At 61.4% G+C, this 18,115-nt stretch carries 19 protein-coding genes; 7 read left to right on the top strand and 12 right to left on the bottom strand.

Annotation, left to right across the window (positions count from 1 at the left end):
* Window positions 1-13: 13 nt before the first annotated feature.
* From ACSQ84_RS35140 to ACSQ84_RS35120, 5 genes are all read right to left on the bottom strand, one after another.
* On the bottom strand, window positions 14-1,054 hold the full coding sequence (locus ACSQ84_RS35140; RefSeq protein ID WP_436216334.1) for an L-idonate 5-dehydrogenase: 1,041 nt from the start codon (window positions 1,052-1,054) through the stop codon (window positions 14-16).
* Window positions 1,051-2,457, bottom strand: a complete 1,407-nt coding sequence (locus ACSQ84_RS35135; RefSeq protein WP_436216333.1) for a TRAP transporter large permease — start codon at window positions 2,455-2,457, stop codon at window positions 1,051-1,053. Before ACSQ84_RS35135 ends, ACSQ84_RS35140 begins: the two co-directional genes overlap by 4 nt.
* A 4-nt stretch (window positions 2,458-2,461) precedes the next feature.
* On the bottom strand, window positions 2,462-3,040 hold the full coding sequence (locus ACSQ84_RS35130; RefSeq protein ID WP_436216332.1) for a TRAP transporter small permease: 579 nt from the start codon (window positions 3,038-3,040) through the stop codon (window positions 2,462-2,464).
* Window positions 3,041-3,166: 126 nt separating this feature from the next.
* Window positions 3,167-4,120: a sialic acid TRAP transporter substrate-binding protein SiaP gene (locus tag ACSQ84_RS35125; RefSeq protein WP_436216367.1), complete on the bottom strand. Its 954-nt coding sequence runs from the start codon at window positions 4,118-4,120 to the stop codon at window positions 3,167-3,169.
* Between the two features lie 100 nt (window positions 4,121-4,220).
* Window positions 4,221-4,955, bottom strand: coding sequence for a FadR/GntR family transcriptional regulator (locus ACSQ84_RS35120; RefSeq protein WP_436216331.1), 735 nt, complete (start codon window positions 4,953-4,955; stop codon window positions 4,221-4,223).
* Between the two features lie 118 nt (window positions 4,956-5,073).
* On the opposite strand from ACSQ84_RS35120, the gene ACSQ84_RS35115 reads away from it, so the two are divergent.
* Window positions 5,074-6,618 carry a mannitol dehydrogenase family protein gene (locus ACSQ84_RS35115; protein ID WP_436216330.1) on the top strand — a complete coding sequence of 515 codons (1,545 nt, stop codon included), beginning with the start codon at window positions 5,074-5,076 and terminating at the stop codon, window positions 6,616-6,618.
* A gap of 39 nt (window positions 6,619-6,657) precedes the next feature.
* On the opposite strand, the gene ACSQ84_RS35110 is transcribed toward ACSQ84_RS35115, so the two are convergent.
* Complete coding sequence (locus ACSQ84_RS35110; protein WP_436216329.1) at window positions 6,658-7,731, bottom strand: DUF1236 domain-containing protein; 1,074 nt, start codon at window positions 7,729-7,731, stop codon at window positions 6,658-6,660.
* A 160-nt stretch (window positions 7,732-7,891) separates the two neighbouring features.
* Between ACSQ84_RS35110 and ACSQ84_RS35105 the strand changes: the two genes are divergently transcribed.
* The 5 genes from ACSQ84_RS35105 (at window position 7,892) to ACSQ84_RS35085 (ending at window position 10,517) form a co-directional block, all read left to right on the top strand.
* Entirely contained in the window at window positions 7,892-8,224 is a 333-nt protein-coding gene (locus ACSQ84_RS35105; protein ID WP_436216328.1) for a hypothetical protein, read from the top strand.
* Window positions 8,225-8,309: 85 nt separating this feature from the next.
* Entirely contained in the window at window positions 8,310-8,504 is a 195-nt protein-coding gene (locus ACSQ84_RS35100; RefSeq protein ID WP_436216327.1) for a hypothetical protein, read from the top strand.
* Between the two features lie 226 nt (window positions 8,505-8,730).
* Window positions 8,731-9,180 carry a nuclear transport factor 2 family protein gene (locus tag ACSQ84_RS35095; RefSeq protein ID WP_436216326.1) on the top strand — a complete coding sequence of 150 codons (450 nt, stop codon included), beginning with the start codon at window positions 8,731-8,733 and terminating at the stop codon, window positions 9,178-9,180.
* A gap of 212 nt (window positions 9,181-9,392) precedes the next feature.
* Entirely contained in the window at window positions 9,393-10,121 is a 729-nt protein-coding gene (locus tag ACSQ84_RS35090; protein ID WP_436216366.1) for a DUF3750 domain-containing protein, read from the top strand.
* A gap of 186 nt (window positions 10,122-10,307) precedes the next feature.
* Window positions 10,308-10,517: a hypothetical protein gene (locus ACSQ84_RS35085; protein ID WP_436216325.1), complete on the top strand. Its 210-nt coding sequence runs from the start codon at window positions 10,308-10,310 to the stop codon at window positions 10,515-10,517.
* Between the two features lie 410 nt (window positions 10,518-10,927).
* Here ACSQ84_RS35085 and ACSQ84_RS35080 read toward each other — a convergent pair whose 3' ends face one another.
* The 5 genes from ACSQ84_RS35080 to ACSQ84_RS35060 all read right to left on the bottom strand — a co-directional run bounded on the left by ACSQ84_RS35080 (window position 10,928) and on the right by ACSQ84_RS35060 (window position 16,310).
* Entirely contained in the window at window positions 10,928-12,442 is a 1,515-nt protein-coding gene (locus tag ACSQ84_RS35080; RefSeq protein WP_436216365.1) for a porin, read from the bottom strand.
* A 306-nt stretch (window positions 12,443-12,748) separates the two neighbouring features.
* A complete protein-coding gene (locus tag ACSQ84_RS35075) occupies window positions 12,749-14,008 on the bottom strand; it encodes a TRAP transporter large permease (RefSeq protein ID WP_436216364.1) in 1,260 nt (419 codons plus the stop codon).
* Between the two features lie 50 nt (window positions 14,009-14,058).
* A complete protein-coding gene (locus tag ACSQ84_RS35070) occupies window positions 14,059-14,586 on the bottom strand; it encodes a TRAP transporter small permease (RefSeq protein ID WP_436216324.1) in 528 nt (175 codons plus the stop codon).
* 59 nt (window positions 14,587-14,645) lie between these two features.
* Window positions 14,646-15,551, bottom strand: a complete 906-nt coding sequence (dctP, locus tag ACSQ84_RS35065; protein ID WP_436216323.1) for a TRAP transporter substrate-binding protein DctP — start codon at window positions 15,549-15,551, stop codon at window positions 14,646-14,648.
* Window positions 15,552-15,623: 72 nt separating this feature from the next.
* Entirely contained in the window at window positions 15,624-16,310 is a 687-nt protein-coding gene (locus ACSQ84_RS35060; RefSeq protein ID WP_436216322.1) for a glutathione S-transferase family protein, read from the bottom strand.
* A 106-nt stretch (window positions 16,311-16,416) separates the two neighbouring features.
* Here ACSQ84_RS35060 and ACSQ84_RS35055 point away from each other — a divergent pair, with 106 nt between their 5' ends.
* Window positions 16,417-16,764: a hypothetical protein gene (locus ACSQ84_RS35055; RefSeq protein ID WP_436216321.1), complete on the top strand. Its 348-nt coding sequence runs from the start codon at window positions 16,417-16,419 to the stop codon at window positions 16,762-16,764.
* Window positions 16,765-17,247: 483 nt separating this feature from the next.
* Here ACSQ84_RS35055 and ACSQ84_RS35050 read toward each other — a convergent pair whose 3' ends face one another.
* Window positions 17,248-18,099: a sugar phosphate isomerase/epimerase family protein gene (locus ACSQ84_RS35050; protein WP_436216320.1), complete on the bottom strand. Its 852-nt coding sequence runs from the start codon at window positions 18,097-18,099 to the stop codon at window positions 17,248-17,250.
* Window positions 18,100-18,115 lie beyond the last annotated feature (16 nt).

Here is an 18,115-nt window from a genome sequence, read left to right as displayed (position 1 = left end):
GAATATCTTCCGGTCACTGCGCCGTCAGCACGACCTTGACGCTCTGCGAGCGGTCGAGCGCGAGGCGAACCGCGTCGGGCGCGACCGACAGCGGACGCTCGGCCGTCACCAGCGCCAGCACATCGACACTGCCGTCGGAAATCAGTTCGACCGCGGTCATGAATTCCGGTCCGAAGCGGAACGAGCCGCGCAGGTCGATCTCCTTGGCCATCACGGCATTCGCCGGCATTGGAATTTGCCCACCCGGCAGATTGCCGATCTGGACGACGACACCGCCGCGCCTGACGGCGCCGATCGCACTGGCAAGTCCCGCCGCGGTACCCGAAACTTCAAACGCAACATCGTAGGGCGCCACCGCCTTCAATGCCTCATCGCCCTTGGAGATATCGATGACATGGTCGGCGCCGAGCCGGGTTGCGAATGCCAATGGCGCGGCGGCGATATCGACCACCGTCACTTCGGCAATGCCGGCGCGGCGCGCGGCAAGCATCGTCAGCAGGCCAATGGGGCCCGAGCCGAACAGTACCGCGCGTTCTCCTTTGACGTCGCCGGCACGGGCCACCGCATGCAGGCAAACCGCGAGCGGCTCCGCCAGCGCCGCCGCCTGGTACGTCACATGGTCCGGAATCTTCACGCACTGCGCCGGGATGGCGTCGAACAGGCTGGAAAAGCCGCCCTGCATATGCGGCGTCTTGGAAGCCGAGCCCATGAAGAAGATGTTCTCGCACAAATTTAGCCGGCCCTCGCGGCACGGCGTGCAGTGGCCGCACCAGCGCGACGGATTGAGAGCGACGCGATCGCCGGTCTTCAGGCCGGGCGCGCTGCCCGAGATCTCGACGACTTCTCCGGCGATCTCATGGCCGAGCACCAGCGGCGAGGTAACGACGAAATCGCCGGTGCGGGCATGGCGGTAGTAGTGCATGTCGGAGCCGCAAATGCCGCCGGCGCCGAAACGGATCCGCACCATGCCTGATGCAAGCGGATCGAGCGGCCGCTCGACCATGCGCAGATCCTCGGGGCCAAACAGTGTTGCAGCCAAAGCCATCGATGTCATTTTGCAAGTCCCATATATTTCGGCAGCCAGAGGGTCAGTTCCGGGATGTAGGTGATAGCAATGAGCGCCAGCAGCAGCGGCACCAGCCAGGGGAGGATCGCCATCGTCGTGCGCTCGACCGAGAGCTTTGCGACGCGGGCGAGCACGAACAGCACCATGCCGAGCGGCGGGTGCAACAGTCCGATCATCAAATTGAGCGTCATGATCAATCCGAAATGGATGGGATCGATGCCCAGTTTCAGCACGATCGGCAGCAGGATCGGCACCAGGATGGTGATCGCGGCGATGGTGTCGATGAAGCAGCCGACGAACAGGATCAGGATGTTCGCCAGCAGCAGGAACACCCATTTGTTCTGGGTGATGCCCAGTATGGTGTCGGTCAGGATTTGCGCGGCCTGCGACACCGTCAGCAACCAGGCGAAGATCGAGGCCGCGGTGACGATGAACAGCACGGATGCCGTGGTCTCGATGGTATCGAACGTTGCCTTCGCTACCGTCTGCAACGTCATCGAACGATAGCGCACCAGCCCCAGAAACAGCGACCAGATCACGGCAGCCACCGCGGCCTCCGTTGGCGTGAACCAGCCGAGCGTCATGCCGCCGATCAGGATCACCGGCGCCATCAGCGCCATCACGGCGGAGAAATCGAAATACCAGTCGAGCGCCAGCAGCGCCACAAGCCCGATCCCAACCGCCATGTTGGTCGAGAGGCCGGCGAGCACCAGCAGCCAAACCGCGAGTGGAAAACACAGCACGACCACGATCTCGAGCCCGGCCGACCCAATTTGCCGCCACGAGAACGGCGTATCGCTGCCCCAGCCGTTCTTGTGGGCGAAATAGGCCACGGTCGCCATCATCATCAAGGTCATGACGACGCCCGGAATCAAACCGCCAAGGAACAGCGCGCCGATCGAGACGTTCGCCATCATGCCGTAGATCACGAACGGCAGCGACGGCGGGATGATTGGTCCGAGGGTAGCCGAAGCCGCGGTGACGCCGACCGAAAACTCGGTTGAATAGCCGTGGTCCTTCATCGCCTTGATTTCGATGGTGCCAAGGCCCGCGGCATCCGCGATCGCGGTGCCGGACATGCCGGAAAAGATGACCGAGCCGACGATGTTGACGTGGCCAAGACCGCCGCGCATCCAGCCCACCAACGCGACCGCAAAGCTGTAGATGCGCCCGGTGACGCCGGCGATGTTCATCAGATTGCCGGCGAGGATGAAGAAGGGCACCGCGAGCAGCGGGAAACTCTCGACGCCCGCGATCATGCGTTGGGCCAGCGTCACGTCGGGCGTGATGCCGGTGGCGAGAATGTACAATAGCGACGACACCGCCATCGACAGCGCGACGGGAAGACCGAGCAGCATCAACAGCAAAAATGCCCCAAGCAGCAGCAGCATCGACTTACCCTTCCGTGCCGTCGAATGCGCCGGGGCGCTCCAGTATCGAATAGCCGCGCCGCCAGTTCTCGACCGCGATCTGGATCGACCGGCCGAACATCAGCACGAAGCCGAGCAGCACCGCGTAGTAGACGAAGCCTTTTTCAATCTTGATCGTCGTCATCCGCTCGGCGCCGATGATCTCGATGTAAACCCAGACCAGCTTGATCGCATAACCGAAGAAGGCGATCCGGATCAGGTCGATCACGGTCGAGAGCGCGCGCGCCACCAGATGCGGCAGATACCGGAACACCAGATCGACCTGGATGTGCCGCGACAGCCGCACGCACATCGACGAGCCGATGAACACCACGCCGATCAGGCAATAGGTCGCGATCTCCTCGGTCCAGGCGTAGCTGTCGTTGAGGACGTAGCGGGTGAAGAATTGCAGGAAAACGCACAGCGCCATGATCCAGAAGATCGCCAGCGCCAGCCAATCCTCGAACGCATATTGCCCGAGGTCGGCGCCCTTCGGCGCCTCGTCCTCGAACGTATGGGCGATCTCCTCCGCCGTGATCTGCTTGTGGACTTCAGCCGTGGACATGCGTTTAATCCCAAGTCGTCGCGTGATTGACTCACGTCATTCCGGGGCGGCTCGGAGAGCCGAACCCGGAATCTGGAGATCCCGGGTTCGACGCTGACGCGTCGCCCCGGGATGACGACTTCGTCGTCACTTCACCGCCTGGATGCGATCCCAATCGGCCTTGCGGTAATCGAAGGTCTCAAACTTGGTGGTCTTGATCACCGTGTCACGGAACTCGTTTTTGTCGACCTCGGTGACGGTAAGGCCCTTCTGCTTGAAGAAATCGACCAGCTTGGCTTCGTTGACCTTGATCTCGCCGGTTGCTTTGGCGGCGGCTTCCTGGGTGACTTCCGTGAAGATCTTGCGATCCTCTTCGCTGAGCTTCTTCCAGAGCCCGCCGGAAATGATCGTGTTGAGGTGGTCGACGATGTGACCGGTCAGCACGATGTGCTTCTGCACCTCGTAGAACTTCTTCGCCTCGATGGTGGTGAGCGGATTTTCCTGGGCTTCCACCGTGCCGTTCTGCAGTGCCAGATAAACCTCGGCGAATGCGATCGGCGCGGTGTTGGCACCGCAGGCGCGCGGCATCGCCAGGTAGGCCGGCACGTCAGGCACGCGTATCTTGAGGCCCTTCATGTCCGCGCAGGCCTTGATCGGCTTGTTCGACGAGGTGTGACGCACGCCGTAATAGGTCACCGCCACGATGCGGTGGCCGGTCTTGTCTTCGTAGCCCTTGGTGAGATCCTTGAAGACATCGCTCTTGGTGTAGGCCAGGAGATGATCGGCATCGCGGAAGGTGTAGGGATAATAGGTCACGCCGATCGGCGGGAAGCTCTTGGCGGCAAAGCTGGAGCCGGAAATGATGATATCGACCGAGCCCAGCGAGAGGCCCTGGTTGATGTCGGCTTCCTTGCCGAGCTGCGAGGCCGGATAGACGTCGATCGCATAGCGGCCATTGGTGCGCTTGCCGATCTCCTGCGCGGCCCAGACCGATGCGGTGTGGAACGGCTCTGACGTCTCATAGACATGCGCCCATTTGAGCTTGGTCTGCGCCATTCCGGCGCTGGTTGCGGCAATGAGCGCGGCAGCGGAAGCCGCCATTACAATCGTCAATTTCTTCAACACGTAAATTCCTCCCTTGTTACATTTGCTTTTCTTACTCAACCGCTTCGGCCTTTGGCCGAACCGCTCGAATGCCTGATCAGCCGCTCCTTGCCTGCGCGCGAGGCGATGCGGCTTCGGTTCCAAAATTTTGCGCAAAGCGTTCCTGCGAACGCACCAGATGCTCGCGCATGGTGGTGCGGGCGGCGTCGGGATCGTGCGCGGCGATAGCGTCGCGGATCGCCTGATGCTCACTGAGCGCGGCGCCCCAGGATTCCGGGTTCTCGAAATAATGCGCCAGCTTGGCGAAATAGGGATTGAGCCGCTGATCGAAGAGTTCGCCGACGACACGAACCAGCACGGCATTGTCCAGGCATCCCGCTACCGCGATATGAAACGCGCGATCGTGGACCATCGAGGCGTCGCCGGGATGCTGGGTGTTTGCCATCGCCAGAAGCGAGGCGTCGATGCATTCGATATCCTCCGGCTTCGCCACCCGCGCCGCCTGCTCTGCGATCGCGCCTTCGATGAATTCGCGGGCGCGCAGCAGTTCGAACGGCCCTTCGATCATCGCGTGGGCCGGCGAAGGCGCCGCGAGCGCGGCCGGTTCGCTGACGTAGATCCCGGAGCCGACGCGAATGCGGACGCGCCCCTCGACCTCGAGCGCGATCAGCGCTTCGCGCACGGTGGGACGGGAGACCTTCAACTGTTCGGCAATATCGCGCTCGGTCGGGAGCCTGGAGCCGACAGGATATTCGCCGCCGTCGATCAGGGCGCGCAGCTGATCGGCAACCTGGCGATATAGGCGTCGCGCTTCCACTGCCTCTAACGGCACGCTGGTCTCCTCCGAACGACCTCGTGGATCGGTTCTTTTCTGGTTGGCTCAGGCCAAGGCTGGGCCAAGCCAGCTCAATCGGTAAATTGGCCTTACCAATTGACCAAAGATTGACCTTATGGGCGCGCCATGTCAAGCCGAGCGGCGAAAATTCCGCCATTCCAACCGCAAGGAGGCCGATTTGCGCCTCTCGAACGCTAGCCTCGACCGGCTCCCCGGCCATGTCCGTCGTCCCGGTTACGACCGCAGCCGCGTCGCATCAGGCATCGTCCATCTCGGAATCGGCGCCTTCCACCGCGCGCATCAGGCCGTCGTGATCGACGACCTGCTCACTGCAGGCGCGACCGATTGGGGAATTGTCGGTGCCAGTCTTCGGAGTTCGGACACGCAGGACGCCCTCGCTCCGCAGGACTGTCTCTACACGGTCGCCATTCGCTCCGGCGCGGGCACCGAGCATCGGATCATCGGTTCGGTGCTGCAGACGGAAGTCGCCAGGAGCAATCCCGCGCAGTTGATCGCGCGCATGGCCGATCCCGCCACGCGCATTGTCTCGCTGACGATTACCGAGAAGGGCTACTGCCATACGCCGCAGACCGGCGAGCTCGACTCCAACCACCCTGACATCGTCCACGATCTCGCAAACCCGGATGCACCGCGATCGGCCCCAGGCTTCATCGTGGCTGCATTGGCGCGCCGGCGAGCGGCGGGCGTAGCACCCTTCACTGTGCTGTCCTGCGATAATCTTTCGGCCAATGGCCACACCGTGAAGCGGATACTGATGCAATTCGCGCATCTGCGCTCGCCCGAACTTGGAACGTGGATCGCCGATCGCGTCGCTTGCCCGTCGACGATGGTGGACCGCATCGTGCCCGAGACCACCGACGCCGATCGCGCGGCGGTCTCGTCCGAACTCGGCATGACCGACGCGTGGCCCGTGATCACCGAGCCGTTCACGCAGTGGATCGTCGAAGACAATTTTCCGGGCGGCCGGCCGGATTTCGCGCGCGCCGGCGTGCAACTGGTCGCTGACGTGACGCCGTTCGAACATATGAAACTGCGGCTGCTCAACGCCAGCCATTCGGCGCTGGCCTATCTCGGCTATCTCGCGGGCTATGAGACCATTGCCGAAACGATGACCGACGACCGCTTTGCCGCCTTTGCCCACGGCGTGATGAACGATGCCGCCGTGACGCTTTCGATGCCCGAGGGGACCGATCTTGCGGGATACAGCGCCTCGCTGCTTGAGCGCTTTGCCAACCCGGCCCTGCGTCATCGCACCTGGCAGATCGCAATGGACGGATCGCAGAAATTGCCGCAGCGGCTGCTCGGCACGATGCAGGACCGGCTGCGGCAGGGCTTGCCGGTCGACACCCACGCGCTCGCGGTCGCCGGCTGGATGCGTTACGTCACGGGCAGCGACGAAAAAGGACAAGCGATCGATGTCCGCGATCCCATCGCGGCGGAACTCGCCGCGATCGCCAAGATCGCCGGTCCGGTCGCGGAGCGACTGGCGCCGGCGTTGCTCGACGTTCGCACAGTCTTCGGAGAATTTGGCAACGATCCTCGCCTGCGCAGCGCCGTCACGCACGCGCTGGCACGGCTTTGCGAGTTGGGCGCACGACAGGCCGTGCAGGCATGGCGGCCGTCGCTACACCAGGTGTGAGAAAGGCGGCCCGAAGGCCGCCTTTCAATCCGAATGCCGTCAGTCGATTTCCTCGATCACTATTCGCTCGGCCGGATCGACGAGATAAGTCCGGTTTTCGCGATGGAGGTACCGATACTCACGCAGCGCGGGAGCGTCCCGATACACGGTCTCCGGAAACTCCTCGACCTCGACGGCTTCCGGCAAACGCTCGCCACGACGGATGACCACCCTTGACGCGCTGCCGGTGGTTTGCGCTGCGCTGCCGGTGGCCTGGCGTTCCGTTCTGGTTTTCACGTGCTTGCGCACCGCGTCACGATCCTTGTCGGTGAACGCGGCCTTCGACTGCGAACGTGCCGGCGGGGCAGCGGCCGTGGAGCCGCCCGAGCGCGGCATAATCGTCACGATCTGATAGGTCGACGGGTTGACGATCACGATCTCATTGCGCACCACAAAGAAGTTGTACCCGCGGTATTGCGGAACAACTTGCACGACGTCCGCAGGCAAGGGCTGAAGCCGGATGTCGCGCGGGACGGCGGTACCGACCGAAAGCGAGAAGTTGACGTTGGTGACCGGCTGCACGTTCAGCCGCGAGATCGACTCAGTGACCCGCGTTCGCTGCTGGTCGTTGATATTGACCCCCGCATTCATGCTGGTGGACGAAGATTGCGCCGTACCCGAAGGCGGGCTCGTTGACTGAGCAGGCTGCTGCGCAGTGGTACTCTGCGACGGTTGCTGCCCGGTCGTGCTTTGCGACGGTTGCTGCGCAGTGGCGGGCGGGCTTGCCGGGGCCTGCTGCGCCTGATTGCTCGCGCCGCCGGTTGCCGGTGTCTGCTGAGCCTGGTTGCTCGACGGCGCAGGAGTGTTGGTTTGGGCCTGAGCCGGAGCAGATGTTCCGCCCGGCTGGGAAGAAGTGGAAGGCGTCGTCTGCGCCTGCGACGGGCTGCCGGACGCGGCGGGGGCCGTATTGGGAGACGGCGCCTGACTGGTTGACGTGTCAGGCGCCTTTTGCGGCGTCGACGGCGTTTGGGTTTGCGTAGTCGGCGAGGTCGTCGAATCCTTTGGTGACTGCGCAAATGCCGCGGTGGCGAAAACAACGCCAACGGCGGTGGTCAAAAGAAAGCACGTTTTCATTTGGAACTCCTCCTCAGTGTGGTTCGGAATGAACGAGCGCCGGGCTGACGGGTTCCGATTTCCGCAGCGCCAAAGACTCAGTGGCGCCGGGAACATTTCAAATCCGGGAACATTCGGTAGTTGCTTGGGTTGGTGGACATAGACCCGAAGGAGTTCAGTCATGAACAAATTGATCGTCTCGCTCGCGATCGGCGCTGGCGCGCTGCTCGCAACCGGTGCAAATGCCGCACCACTTACGAAGGGTATTGCCGCGATGCCGGATAACGGGATCGAAAACGTCAGAATGGTCTGCGACGAATCTGGCCGATGCTACCGCACCCGTGGCGGCCGCCGCGTCATCATTGAACGGGAATATGGTGACAGCTACAATTATTACGCCCCGCGTGAGCGATACATCGAGCGCCGTCGCTATTACAACGACGGTCCGAGTGTCGGTATCGGTGTAGGACCGGGCGGAGTAGGTGTCGGCGTTGACGTCGGCCCGCGCTGGTAGGATCCCATTTCGCGAAGTTGAGGCCGCAGAGAAACCTGCGGCCTTCGGCGCGTGACCGGCTTTCGGCACACTTGGGGATTTGTCGATGGACGAGGATAAGTTCGCTGCCCTGCTCGGCCACGCGGCCCTGAAGGTGTGGTCGGAGCTGCCGCGCGACGCCCAGGAAATGTTATTCGCGGCCGCCGTCAATGACGGCGTCATCGCCAATACGCTTGCGGTCTATTTGCACGATCGCCATCCGCGCACCGCGCATCCGCCGAAGCCGACCGCACTGGCCTGACTGTGGTCTGATGAGGCGGCAAACGTGACGCTGGCTGCCGGAGCGACTTGGCTCCCTCTCGCGCCGCACACCGCTGAAAATTTCTTCCAGAAGCCACAACCCTGTGTTTCAATCCGGCCCGCGGAACTCGAACCGCATGCGTCCGTGGGCCGGGTCATGCAGAGATCGCGCGTGCCGGCTGTCAAAAAAAGCCTGGTCCCCAAAACCATAACAACGGAGGAAATCCATGAACATCGATCGTCGTCAGCTCGCGTTACCGGTACTCGCCATCGGACTGCTCGGCGTGATGCCAGCCTTCGCCGGCGCCGATGAAGATGCTGTCGCCAAGAATCTCGAGGCCTTCCGCACGGCGCAGGCGGCCGCCAATGCCGAGGGACTCGCCGCGCTTTGCGCAGCCGAACTCAGCTACAGCCACTCGGATGGCCGGGTCGAGGACAAGGCGGCCTTCATCGCCAACGCGACCAGCGGAAAGTCGAAGTGGCTGTCGCTGACCTACAAAGACCCCACGATCCGTGTCGTCGGCCCGGCCGCGACCGTTCGGTTCCACTGGCTCGGTGAGCAGGAAGCCGTCGCCGACGGCAAGAAGAGCTCGACCAACCTCCACATCCTGATGACCTGGCTAAAGCAGGGGTCGGACTGGAAACTGCTGTCCCGCTCGGCGACCAAGCTCGCGTAACAGCCGCGGATGCCGGCGCGCCGGATTCTCGGCGCGCTGGCTGACGCCGTACGATGGATCGTGCAAGGCTTCCTTATCGTGCAAAGCTCCCTTGGGGCGGCACTATCTTCAAAAACGCTACGGCGCCAAACTGGCGCCAACAGGAAGTCGAACTATATCAGGGATCGCCGTCCTCCCTATCAATTGCACCCGTTGCCCCCTTGATCAAACCAATCATCATCTTTCTGTCGTTGGTCTTTTTCCCGATCGGTGTATCGGCGGCCCGCTATTTTTCCGATGAACCTCGCGGCGGCTGGCAGACGGCGGACCGCTCCAGCGCCGGACTTCTGCCCGAGGCGTCGCGCCATCCCGATGCGGTGATTCGCATTTATGGCGCGCGCACGCTGCGGTGGAAGGCGATCTTTGCGATCCACACCTGGATCGTCGTCAAGGAGCAGAACGCCGCGACCTACACCCGCTATGACTATACCGCCTGGGGCGAACCGATCCGGACCAACGGTTTCGTCGCCGATGCGCGCTGGTTTGGCGCTACCCCGGAAACCATCGTCGCGGTCGATGGCGAGGAAGCCGGTCGCCTCATTCCCAAGATCCGTCACGTCGTCGAAAACTATCGATTCCGGAGCTATGGCGACTACAGCGCGTGGCCGGGTCCGAACTCCAACACCTTCGTCCAGGCCGTCCTCAACGCGGTCCCCGAGCTCATGGCGGTGCTGCCGCCGACCGCGATCGGAAAAGACTATCCTTACGAGGGCAAGTCGTTCGGACTGACCCCTTCCGGCACCGGCGTTTATGCGTCGCTCGGAGGTTATGTCGGCCTCACCATCGGATGGGTCGAAGGCTTCGAAATCAATTTCCTCGGCGCGGTGCTGGGATTCGATGTTCGCCGGCCGGCGCTGAAATTTCCGGGCATCGGCCGATGGGGAATGACGGCCGGAAGTTAGCCCGCCGTTAACCTTTGCAACTGGCTGGATTGGCGTCACGCGATGTCACCGCATCGTCACTCGCACGATGAGGCAAAATTTCATGCGTGATGCGCGCAATTTGATCTCGCATTACGCGCAGTAACATCTATCTGTGAGTGAGGTAGGAAATTCGCCCCAAGGACAACTCCGAAAAGGAGCCATCTAATGGCGAATGTATTAACCACTGGGGCCTGGCTTTCTGCCCCGAGCGAAAAACCTTCATTTTTTGCAAGATTGTTGCGCGCGCATATCGAATCCAGTGAACGACGGGCTGGCCGCGCTGTTGAGATGTACATTGCCGCCCACGGGCTGCAATATCTCTCCGATGATGCCGAGCGCCAGATTGGCCGCTTGTTCTCCAGAACGGGCCAATAGTCATGGTCACACTCATCATCATGCAGGCAGCAACCAGGCTCGCTCGCCTGGGCAAAGAAGTTCGCGAGACGTGGCGCGAAACCCAGCGTCTCCGCCGCAAGCTTGCCGGCCCGACGGAAGAATAGCTGCACTCCCCAAGAGCCCCATTCGTTTCACCGGCCAGCCGGTGAAACGAGCGGGAAAAGCCTGACCCAGCCAGCCGCCGCACCGGCACGCTGGGGATCGCGGCGCTGTCCAACGGCCACTGCCGAGTTCGAGACCCGGGGCATCGTGGCGCGGCCTTTCCTGCCGCGAGCTGAACACCCTGGCGCAACCCGTAGCGGCGGTTGCGCAAAGCGCGGTTGAATGACACGCGCTCCGCGCCACCCCCGCTCCGACCAGCAAGCGGGAGTCGCCCTGATGCCGCCTTCCTACCAGTTACGCTGGGCGCGGAAAGCGAGTGACAACGTGCCCTGATCCTTGAGTTCGTAGAGGGCTGCCGGCTTGACGCTAACGGCCGGCAACGCCGCCACGCCGGAATATTGCTGATCCACCATCGTGTACATCAACTCACCCGTGAATGTGAGGTTCTTCACCGGAGACCAGCGCGTGTTGGCGCCAATCTGCGCGACGTTGAAGTTCGGGTTGCAGGTCGAACCTGGCGTCAGGAAGGCCGCGACGGCGGCGCAGATATAACCCTTCGCCGTGGCGTTATAGTTGACCGACGTATAGGAGCCGAAGAGCGCCGAATTCCACTGGGCATTCCAGTTGTGCGTGTAGCCACCACGCACGCCCCACAACTGAGTTTTCTCGATCCCGTTGCCGATTGTGAAAATGCCGTCCGAAACGCCGCCAATGGTCAGGCCCTGGTAGACGCCAGCCACGCTGCTGCTGCCGTACATCGCGAGGGTGGGTGCGACCAAACTCTGCCAGACGTAGCGACTGGCACCGTCCGAATAGCCAACTGAAATATCAATATCGTCGCCCGGGCCCGTCGGCAGGTTCTTGATCGTCAGGGCCAACTGACCAGCCCAGCCCCATTTGTCGCTGGGATGACCTGAAGTTTCTGTCGCGCCGTAATAGGCGGCGTGGATGTTGTGCGCAGCGACCGAGGCCTGGAACATGCCCCAGGCCTGGTCGACGCGAACCATGCCGACGATGTCGGGAGACCGCGTGCCACCGAATGCGTTGGCGCCATACACGCCGCCGGCGAAGTTGGTCGCGGTGAGCGTGGACGCGTTCCACAAATTGGTCTGATAGTAATTGACCTGATCCTGCAGCGAGATCGCAGCGGTGATGCCCTGACCGAAACTCGCCGTATAGGTGAACTGGTTCACGCCGGTTTGGTCGGAGTGGCCGCCAAGGAGCGCGTCGGTGATGTTGGCGGGATAGCCGGCGAAGGGTGCGTCGAACTGGGATATCGCCCTGCCGATCGTGAAGCCTGCGAACTGGATGAATGCGAAGTTGAGGGCGAACGCGCCACCGGAGGTGCCGCCGTCAGACGGGTTACCAACCGGGGCAGCCGCAGAATAAGTGGTGCCGCCAGCGCCAGTGGCGGAGTAGGTACCCGAGGTCCACGAGAAATTCGCGTCGAAGTAGGTGCGGACCACGCCGTAGTCTGTCGCCGTACGCGTATCGATGTTGAGGTTTTCGCGGGCGCGAGCGAAATAGTAGTTGCTCAGCCGGCTTTTTTGACCCGCCGAGCCGCTCCATGCCGGGGTTCCCTGAATGCCGCCGCCGTTGAAAGTGACATCGGCGCGCAGGTAACCGCCGAGCTTGATGCAGGTGTCGGTACCCGGAATGAAGTAGAAGCCATTTCCATAAAGCGAGCAGATCCTGACATATTCGACTGCCTTGGCCTTGACTGGGAGATCCGCTGCCTGGGCTCCGCCCAACGCGATGAGACATGCTGCCGTGCCAAGCACCGCGCTGTTGATTACCTTCATGATCCGCTTCCTTCTTTTCGGAGCGGCCCTCGTCAGGCTGCGCTCCGCAACGATCCGATAACTTTGCGTGCAGCATTTACGTAGCGATGTTTGCAACGCAATGACGGGGACGCTGGGCAGGTGTTGCCTCGGACTCCTTTCCTGGAGAGTGTTACGCGAAAGGCACACGAAGCAGCCTCCCTCTCATAAAATGGAAGCACTGCTCCGCGTCGTTTGCATTGCTGTGCGCCGTGGGGCTTTGCGCGTGCGCCTAATCTAGCCCTCGATCGATCACGGTCCGGTGATTGGAGCGCCAAGATAAAAGCGCTACAGCCCCTTCGGCATCCAGGTCGCGACTTCAGGCACAAGATAGACCAGCGCGAGAACGGCAATGCTAATGACGAGGTATGGAACGACGGCCTGGAAGATATGCCCCATCGACACTTGAGGCGGCGTCACCCCCTTCATCGTCATCAGCAGCAGGCCGTGGGGCGGCAGCAACATTCCCAGTTGCATGCAGATCAGGAACAGCACGCCAAACCACACCGGGTCGATCGCAAGCGAGTGCACCAACGGCATGAAGATTGGAAGCGTGATCAGCATCATGCTGACCTGATCGATGAAGATGCCGAGCGCGATCAGGATCAACAACATGACGATGACCAGGGCGTTGGCCGAAAGCCCGCTTTGCGTGATGATGTTGACGATTCCATTCGTGGAGCCCGAAAACGACAATATTTGAGAAAACGTCGTTGCCCCGATGATGATGAAGAGAATCATCCCGGAAATGAGCACCGTGCCATGCAGGGCCTGCCACAGAATTTTCAGCGTCAACGCCCGGTAGGCCGCCGCGAGCACGATCGTCGCGAAAGCGCCGATCGCGGCGGATTCCGTCGGCGTTGCCCAGCCGGCCACCATCGCGCCGACGACAAGCCCGAAGATCGAAACCAGTGGCACCACGTAGAGTACGAGCGGACTGAACCTCGCCCATCCGCTGTATTCCTTGAAGTCGCTATCGGGCGCCAATTCCGGCTTGGATAGCGTGCGCAGGATGATCCAGCCCACGAAGAGGACGGAAAGAATGATACCCGGCATGACTCCCCCGATGAGGAGTTTGGAGATCGAGATGCCGGAGAGACTGCCCAGCAAAACAGCAAGGGCGCTGGGCGGAATCAGCATGTCAACCGCGCCGATCGCCATGATGGGGCCCGTTGCCATCGTCGGATGATAGCCCCTCGACAGCATGATCGGCACCATCAGGCTGCCGAGCATCGCCGTCGTTGCGATTGTCGACCCCGAGATCGCGCTGAACACCGTTCCTGCCACCACCGCGACCACGGCAAGTCTGCCCGGGACGTGCCGGATGATCCGCTCAATTCCGTCGATGACCTTGACCGCTAGGCCGGTGTGAAAGAGCACCTCTCCCATCAGGATAAAGAGCGGGATCGGCGTCAGGGAGAAGGTGGTGATCGAGGAGACCGAGCTGCGCACGAGCTGCGAGAGACCGGGTTCACCGGCCATAAACAGGTAAGCTCCAATCAGATTGATGAGGAGAAACGCAAAGCCGACCGGCAATCCGGCGAACATCAGAACGGTTGATCCACCCAGCAGCAACCAGGCCGCAGCTTCCCAACTCATCATGACACGGACACCTGCTCGTTGCGCGGTTGCCGAGGTCCGCCAAGCAGGCTTCGCAGCCGGAAGATGGCCTCGAGCGACAACAGCACAAACACACACGGCAGCGGCAGCAGGCTCCACCACTCCGGATAGACGACCGTTTTAATGAGGATTGCATCGCTGCCCGCACTTCGCCCGGTAACAACGAAGCCGTACCAGACCATCGCCACGCAACAGAACAGCATCGCGCTGGCCGCAAACAACTCCATCAGCCAGCCGATCCGCGCCGGCACCATGTGCAGCAATATATCAATCCGGATATGGCGACCGCTTCGCAACAGAAACGGCGCCGCCAGCAAGGTCATCAGGTAGATCGCCGACTCCGACAAATCGCTGGCCAAAGCGAAACCTCGGGACATCCCCGGCACGGCCAAGTTACGAAGCAACACGTCCGCGCAAATCACCAGCATCATTCCAAACAGCAGCGCGCATGCCAAACCCACCAACGCGACGCAAAGCCTGCCAATCAACCGATCCAGCGCATCCATGGACGAACTCTCGACCTGCAAACGTCCGATCTGCAAACGTCGCAAAGGGTGAACGGATATCAGCGATTCCCAAGCAGCGTTTTCAGCTTTGCCGCATGCACCGGGCTTGCCTTGGTCAAGGCGGCCCAGGCGACGCTATAGGCGGTATCGACGAAGGCTTTTGCTTCATCTCCATCCAGCTTGATCGTTTGTATGCCGGCAGCTGCCTGTCGCTTCTCCTCGTCGACCGCATACTGCTTCCAGAAGTCGTTGCCGGCCTCCAGCTCCAGCGCCATGCCATTCAACAAGTCGCGCTGCTTCTCAGTGAGATTCTTCCACTTGTCCAAATTGACGATGATGGAGACCTCGGCATCGTAAAAGCCCGGATCGACGCGGTACTTGGTATGCTGCTGCCAGTTCAAATCGAACAACCCGCCAATCGGCCAGCCGTAACCGTCAACGACACCTCGCTCCAGGGCTGTATAGACTTCACCTGGAGCAGTCGTGACGACATTGGCGTTCAGCGCCTGAAAGAATTCGCGATAAACCGGCGTGATCCGGATCTTGAGGCCGGTCAGATTCGCCTTGTCGATCTTCTTGTTCAGATAGAGATGGAACGGCTGGCTTTCGACCATCCGCGCCAGGTACTGCATGTTCGCTTTCTCGTTCCAGACCTTGTTGATGTAGTCGAAGGCTCCGTTCTTTCTCTGCTCCGCGATAGGCCTTTCAGCGAGCTTCAGGATGTCAGCCTCGGGCATGACATTGGTGTAAAATGCCCCGGTCGACATCGCTATGTCGACCACGCCCGTCTTCACGGCGTTGCCGACTTCGAATGTGGGAATGGCGCGCGGCCCGCCAATAAAATTGATCTGCAGGACGCCTTTGCCACGCTCGTTCACCGATTTCACCCACTTCAGCAGATGGGAAACGTAGATACTGTTTTCCGGAAAGGCCGTCACCAGACGCAGCGACACTTCCTGCGCCATCGCAGAAGCCTGAAACAAGGTGAGGCACGCCAACACACCTGACAAACGTACGAGCTTCATTTTTTACTCCCCCTATTGTCTGCTGCCGGGATATCTCACGGCTGCATCGAGCCACCCCGGCACCGGTCGTCGTTGACTCGACAGGTAATGCGCCATCGCGGTGACAACCGGAAGCACGGCGGGTCGCAAGGTCATGCGCTCACGCCACGCAAGCAGCCTCGGTGTTTGCTGCCCCAGCACCGCCCCCATGCGTTCACCGAACAAGGCGGCCATGTAGAACGCAATGTCCGCGAAGGTGTAATCTCCGGCGAGCCATTCACGGTCAGCCAGAAGCGCATCCATCTCCAGGTAATAGCGTGACGCACCGTCACGTGCTGCGACTGCGGCGGGATCGTCGGGCCTGTCCTGCAATCCCATCAAGCGAATGACGTGCGGGAAGTAAACTTCATCGGACTTCATCTCGAGCAGACGTGCGGCGGCCCGTGCGGCGGGCTTGCGGGGCCACAGCGGCGGCGCCGGATGCGCGTCTTCCAGGTACTCGAAGATCTGTGTCGAGTCGAAAATCTCCACGTCACCGTCGATCAGCACCGGCACCTGCCGCTTCGGATTGACCCGCAGCACCTCGGGATGTCGCGGCTCGTAGCCGCGATCGCGATCGTAAGGCACCATAACCAATTGGAAATCGATTCCCTTCTCGATCAGGGCGATCTGCACCTTTGCACCAAACATGCTGAGCGCCGCGGAATAGAGGATCATCATCTTCAACTTCTTATTCTGAGTTGCGACCGGCTGGGATAAACGCTTGCGTCATGGTCCAATGCATCGCAGCTTGATGTCAACGCAAAACCGCCTGGAGACCAGTGAAGTGATCGAAGCCTGGCCGGATACGCGCGACAATCCCGTTGAGCGTCCTTGCGGGCGATTGCCGATTCTGGATCAATTCGAGGATGGCGAACTCGCCGGAATCGATGCGTCGGAATGGTACTTGCCAAGTGCAGACGAGGGTCGCCGGCTGGCGCAGGCCGGAGATCGGCTGGGCGTCTATCTGATGGCCTACCGCGTCCGGCAAGAAGCGGCGGCGGGTCGGGGTCTTTGCAATCGGATCGTCCCGGCGCGTCTGGATCCTTCCGCCCTCGATGAGGTCCTTGAAATCGAGACCGCAATCGCTGATGTGGCGATCGTCGCCTACGAACGTCCGCTGCGCCGACGCTAGTGCGGGTTGCCGGCGATGGCGTTTTGGGGAGTCTTTCTCGCTCCCGCGCGCTGCATCCGACCCCTGCCTGCAAGGACCCGGTGCCGATTGCAGAACGGACACTTGTCGGCGCCAACGGATAGCCCGGCACATGAGCGATCTGGTCGAGGTAAAGCCGGGTCGAGGTAAAGGCGGGTCGGATTACCCTTGCGCTCCCCCGCGTCCTGGCGCGATATCGAGCGGACTATGCCGACGTCCGCGTCGAGCTTTTCGATGTTGCGCCTGATGACTTGCTTCCGTTTGTCACCGCCGGAGATGCCGAATTGGGCATCGGAAGCGTTGACACGCTGGGCGTGAAGATCGAATCGATTACACGTAGCTCACTATCGGCTATTGGGATCAAGGACGGCCACTTTGAGAACGCTTCCCGTCCGGATTTGCTGAGAAGCTGACGCTTCGGGCTTTTGTCAGCGGTCACAGGTGCCGATGGGGTAGATCTCGACATCAGGACCCCGCCTCGGCCCAACCTTGCCGCATGCCCTCGAGCCCGAACTCGTAAACCTCCTCCTCGTTGGGGGAGAAGTCGCGCCACACGCGGGTGGCGGCGGCGAGCGCCGGAACGGCGCGACCGAAGGCTTCGATTGTCAGCCTGCCATCATATTTTGCGGCCCTCAGCGCCTTATAGGTGGGACCCCACGGCACATGGCCCTTCCCCGGAGTGCCGCGGTCATTCTCCGAGATATGGACATGGATCATGTGCCGCTTGATTGTATTTATGGCGGCAACCGGGTCCTTCTCCTCGATATTGGCATGGAATGTATCGTACATCCCCTTGATTGCGGGATGATCGACGTCGTCCAGATAGCTGGCCAACTGATCCATCGTGTTGAGGAAGTAACACTCGAAACGGTTCACCGCTTCAAGGGCAAAGCTCATGCCGTGCTTTCCGGCATCATCGCCAACGCGGCGATGAAATTCGATCCCGCGCTTGCGCTCATCCGCCGTGGGCCCCTTCCCGGTGAATCGACCGAGCTCGGAGTGCATCGGGCCGGCGATGATCGATCCTCCAAGCGCCTTGGTGCAGTCGATGACCCATTTGGTCCGCTCGATCGCAGCCTGCCGCTCCATCTTGTCGTCCGAGAGTGGATCGTGCCCCGCGCCCAGCACGCTCACGGTCGTGACGTCGAGATCCATGTTGGCAAGTTGCTCTCCGAGCCTGGCGTAGGAATCGATCGTGCCTTCGAAGATCGGAACCTCCACGCTGTCATAACCCGTTCTCTTGAGCGCCTTCAGCACAGGCGCGTGTTCGTCGGTGACATGCCCTGTCCAGAGCAGCAGATTGAATCCGTACTTCATCCGCGCCTTCCCATTG

This window comes from Bradyrhizobium sp. LjRoot220 (genome assembly GCF_964252915.1).
Taxonomy (GTDB): domain Bacteria; phylum Pseudomonadota; class Alphaproteobacteria; order Rhizobiales; family Xanthobacteraceae; genus Bradyrhizobium.
This window is presented reverse-complemented; position numbering and strand designations above follow the sequence as displayed.

Coding starts and splice junctions, on each gene's coding strand:
- dctP (WP_436216323.1), bottom strand. CDS start 15,551: ATGGCGCAGGAAGTGTCGCTGCGTCTGGTGACGGCCTTTCCGGAAAAC.
- ACSQ84_RS35075 (WP_436216364.1), bottom strand. CDS start 14,008: ATGTTCGCCGGATTGCCGGTCGGCTTTGCGTTTCTCCTCATCAATCTG.
- ACSQ84_RS35100 (WP_436216327.1), top strand. CDS start 8,310: ATGGACGAGGATAAGTTCGCTGCCCTGCTCGGCCACGCGGCCCTGAAG.
- ACSQ84_RS35070 (WP_436216324.1), bottom strand. CDS start 14,586: ATGGATGCGCTGGATCGGTTGATTGGCAGGCTTTGCGTCGCGTTGGTG.
- ACSQ84_RS35110 (WP_436216329.1), bottom strand. CDS start 7,731: ATGAAAACGTGCTTTCTTTTGACCACCGCCGTTGGCGTTGTTTTCGCC.
- ACSQ84_RS35080 (WP_436216365.1), bottom strand. CDS start 12,442: ATGAAGGTAATCAACAGCGCGGTGCTTGGCACGGCAGCATGTCTCATC.
- ACSQ84_RS35095 (WP_436216326.1), top strand. CDS start 8,731: ATGAACATCGATCGTCGTCAGCTCGCGTTACCGGTACTCGCCATCGGA.
- ACSQ84_RS35135 (WP_436216333.1), bottom strand. CDS start 2,457: ATGCTGCTGCTGCTTGGGGCATTTTTGCTGTTGATGCTGCTCGGTCTT.
- ACSQ84_RS35085 (WP_436216325.1), top strand. CDS start 10,308: ATGGCGAATGTATTAACCACTGGGGCCTGGCTTTCTGCCCCGAGCGAA.
- ACSQ84_RS35050 (WP_436216320.1), bottom strand. CDS start 18,099: ATGAAGTACGGATTCAATCTGCTGCTCTGGACAGGGCATGTCACCGAC.
- ACSQ84_RS35115 (WP_436216330.1), top strand. CDS start 5,074: ATGGGCGCGCCATGTCAAGCCGAGCGGCGAAAATTCCGCCATTCCAAC.
- ACSQ84_RS35130 (WP_436216332.1), bottom strand. CDS start 3,040: ATGTCCACGGCTGAAGTCCACAAGCAGATCACGGCGGAGGAGATCGCC.
- ACSQ84_RS35125 (WP_436216367.1), bottom strand. CDS start 4,120: ATGGCGGCTTCCGCTGCCGCGCTCATTGCCGCAACCAGCGCCGGAATG.
- ACSQ84_RS35105 (WP_436216328.1), top strand. CDS start 7,892: ATGAACAAATTGATCGTCTCGCTCGCGATCGGCGCTGGCGCGCTGCTC.
- ACSQ84_RS35060 (WP_436216322.1), bottom strand. CDS start 16,310: ATGATGATCCTCTATTCCGCGGCGCTCAGCATGTTTGGTGCAAAGGTG.
- ACSQ84_RS35140 (WP_436216334.1), bottom strand. CDS start 1,054: ATGACATCGATGGCTTTGGCTGCAACACTGTTTGGCCCCGAGGATCTG.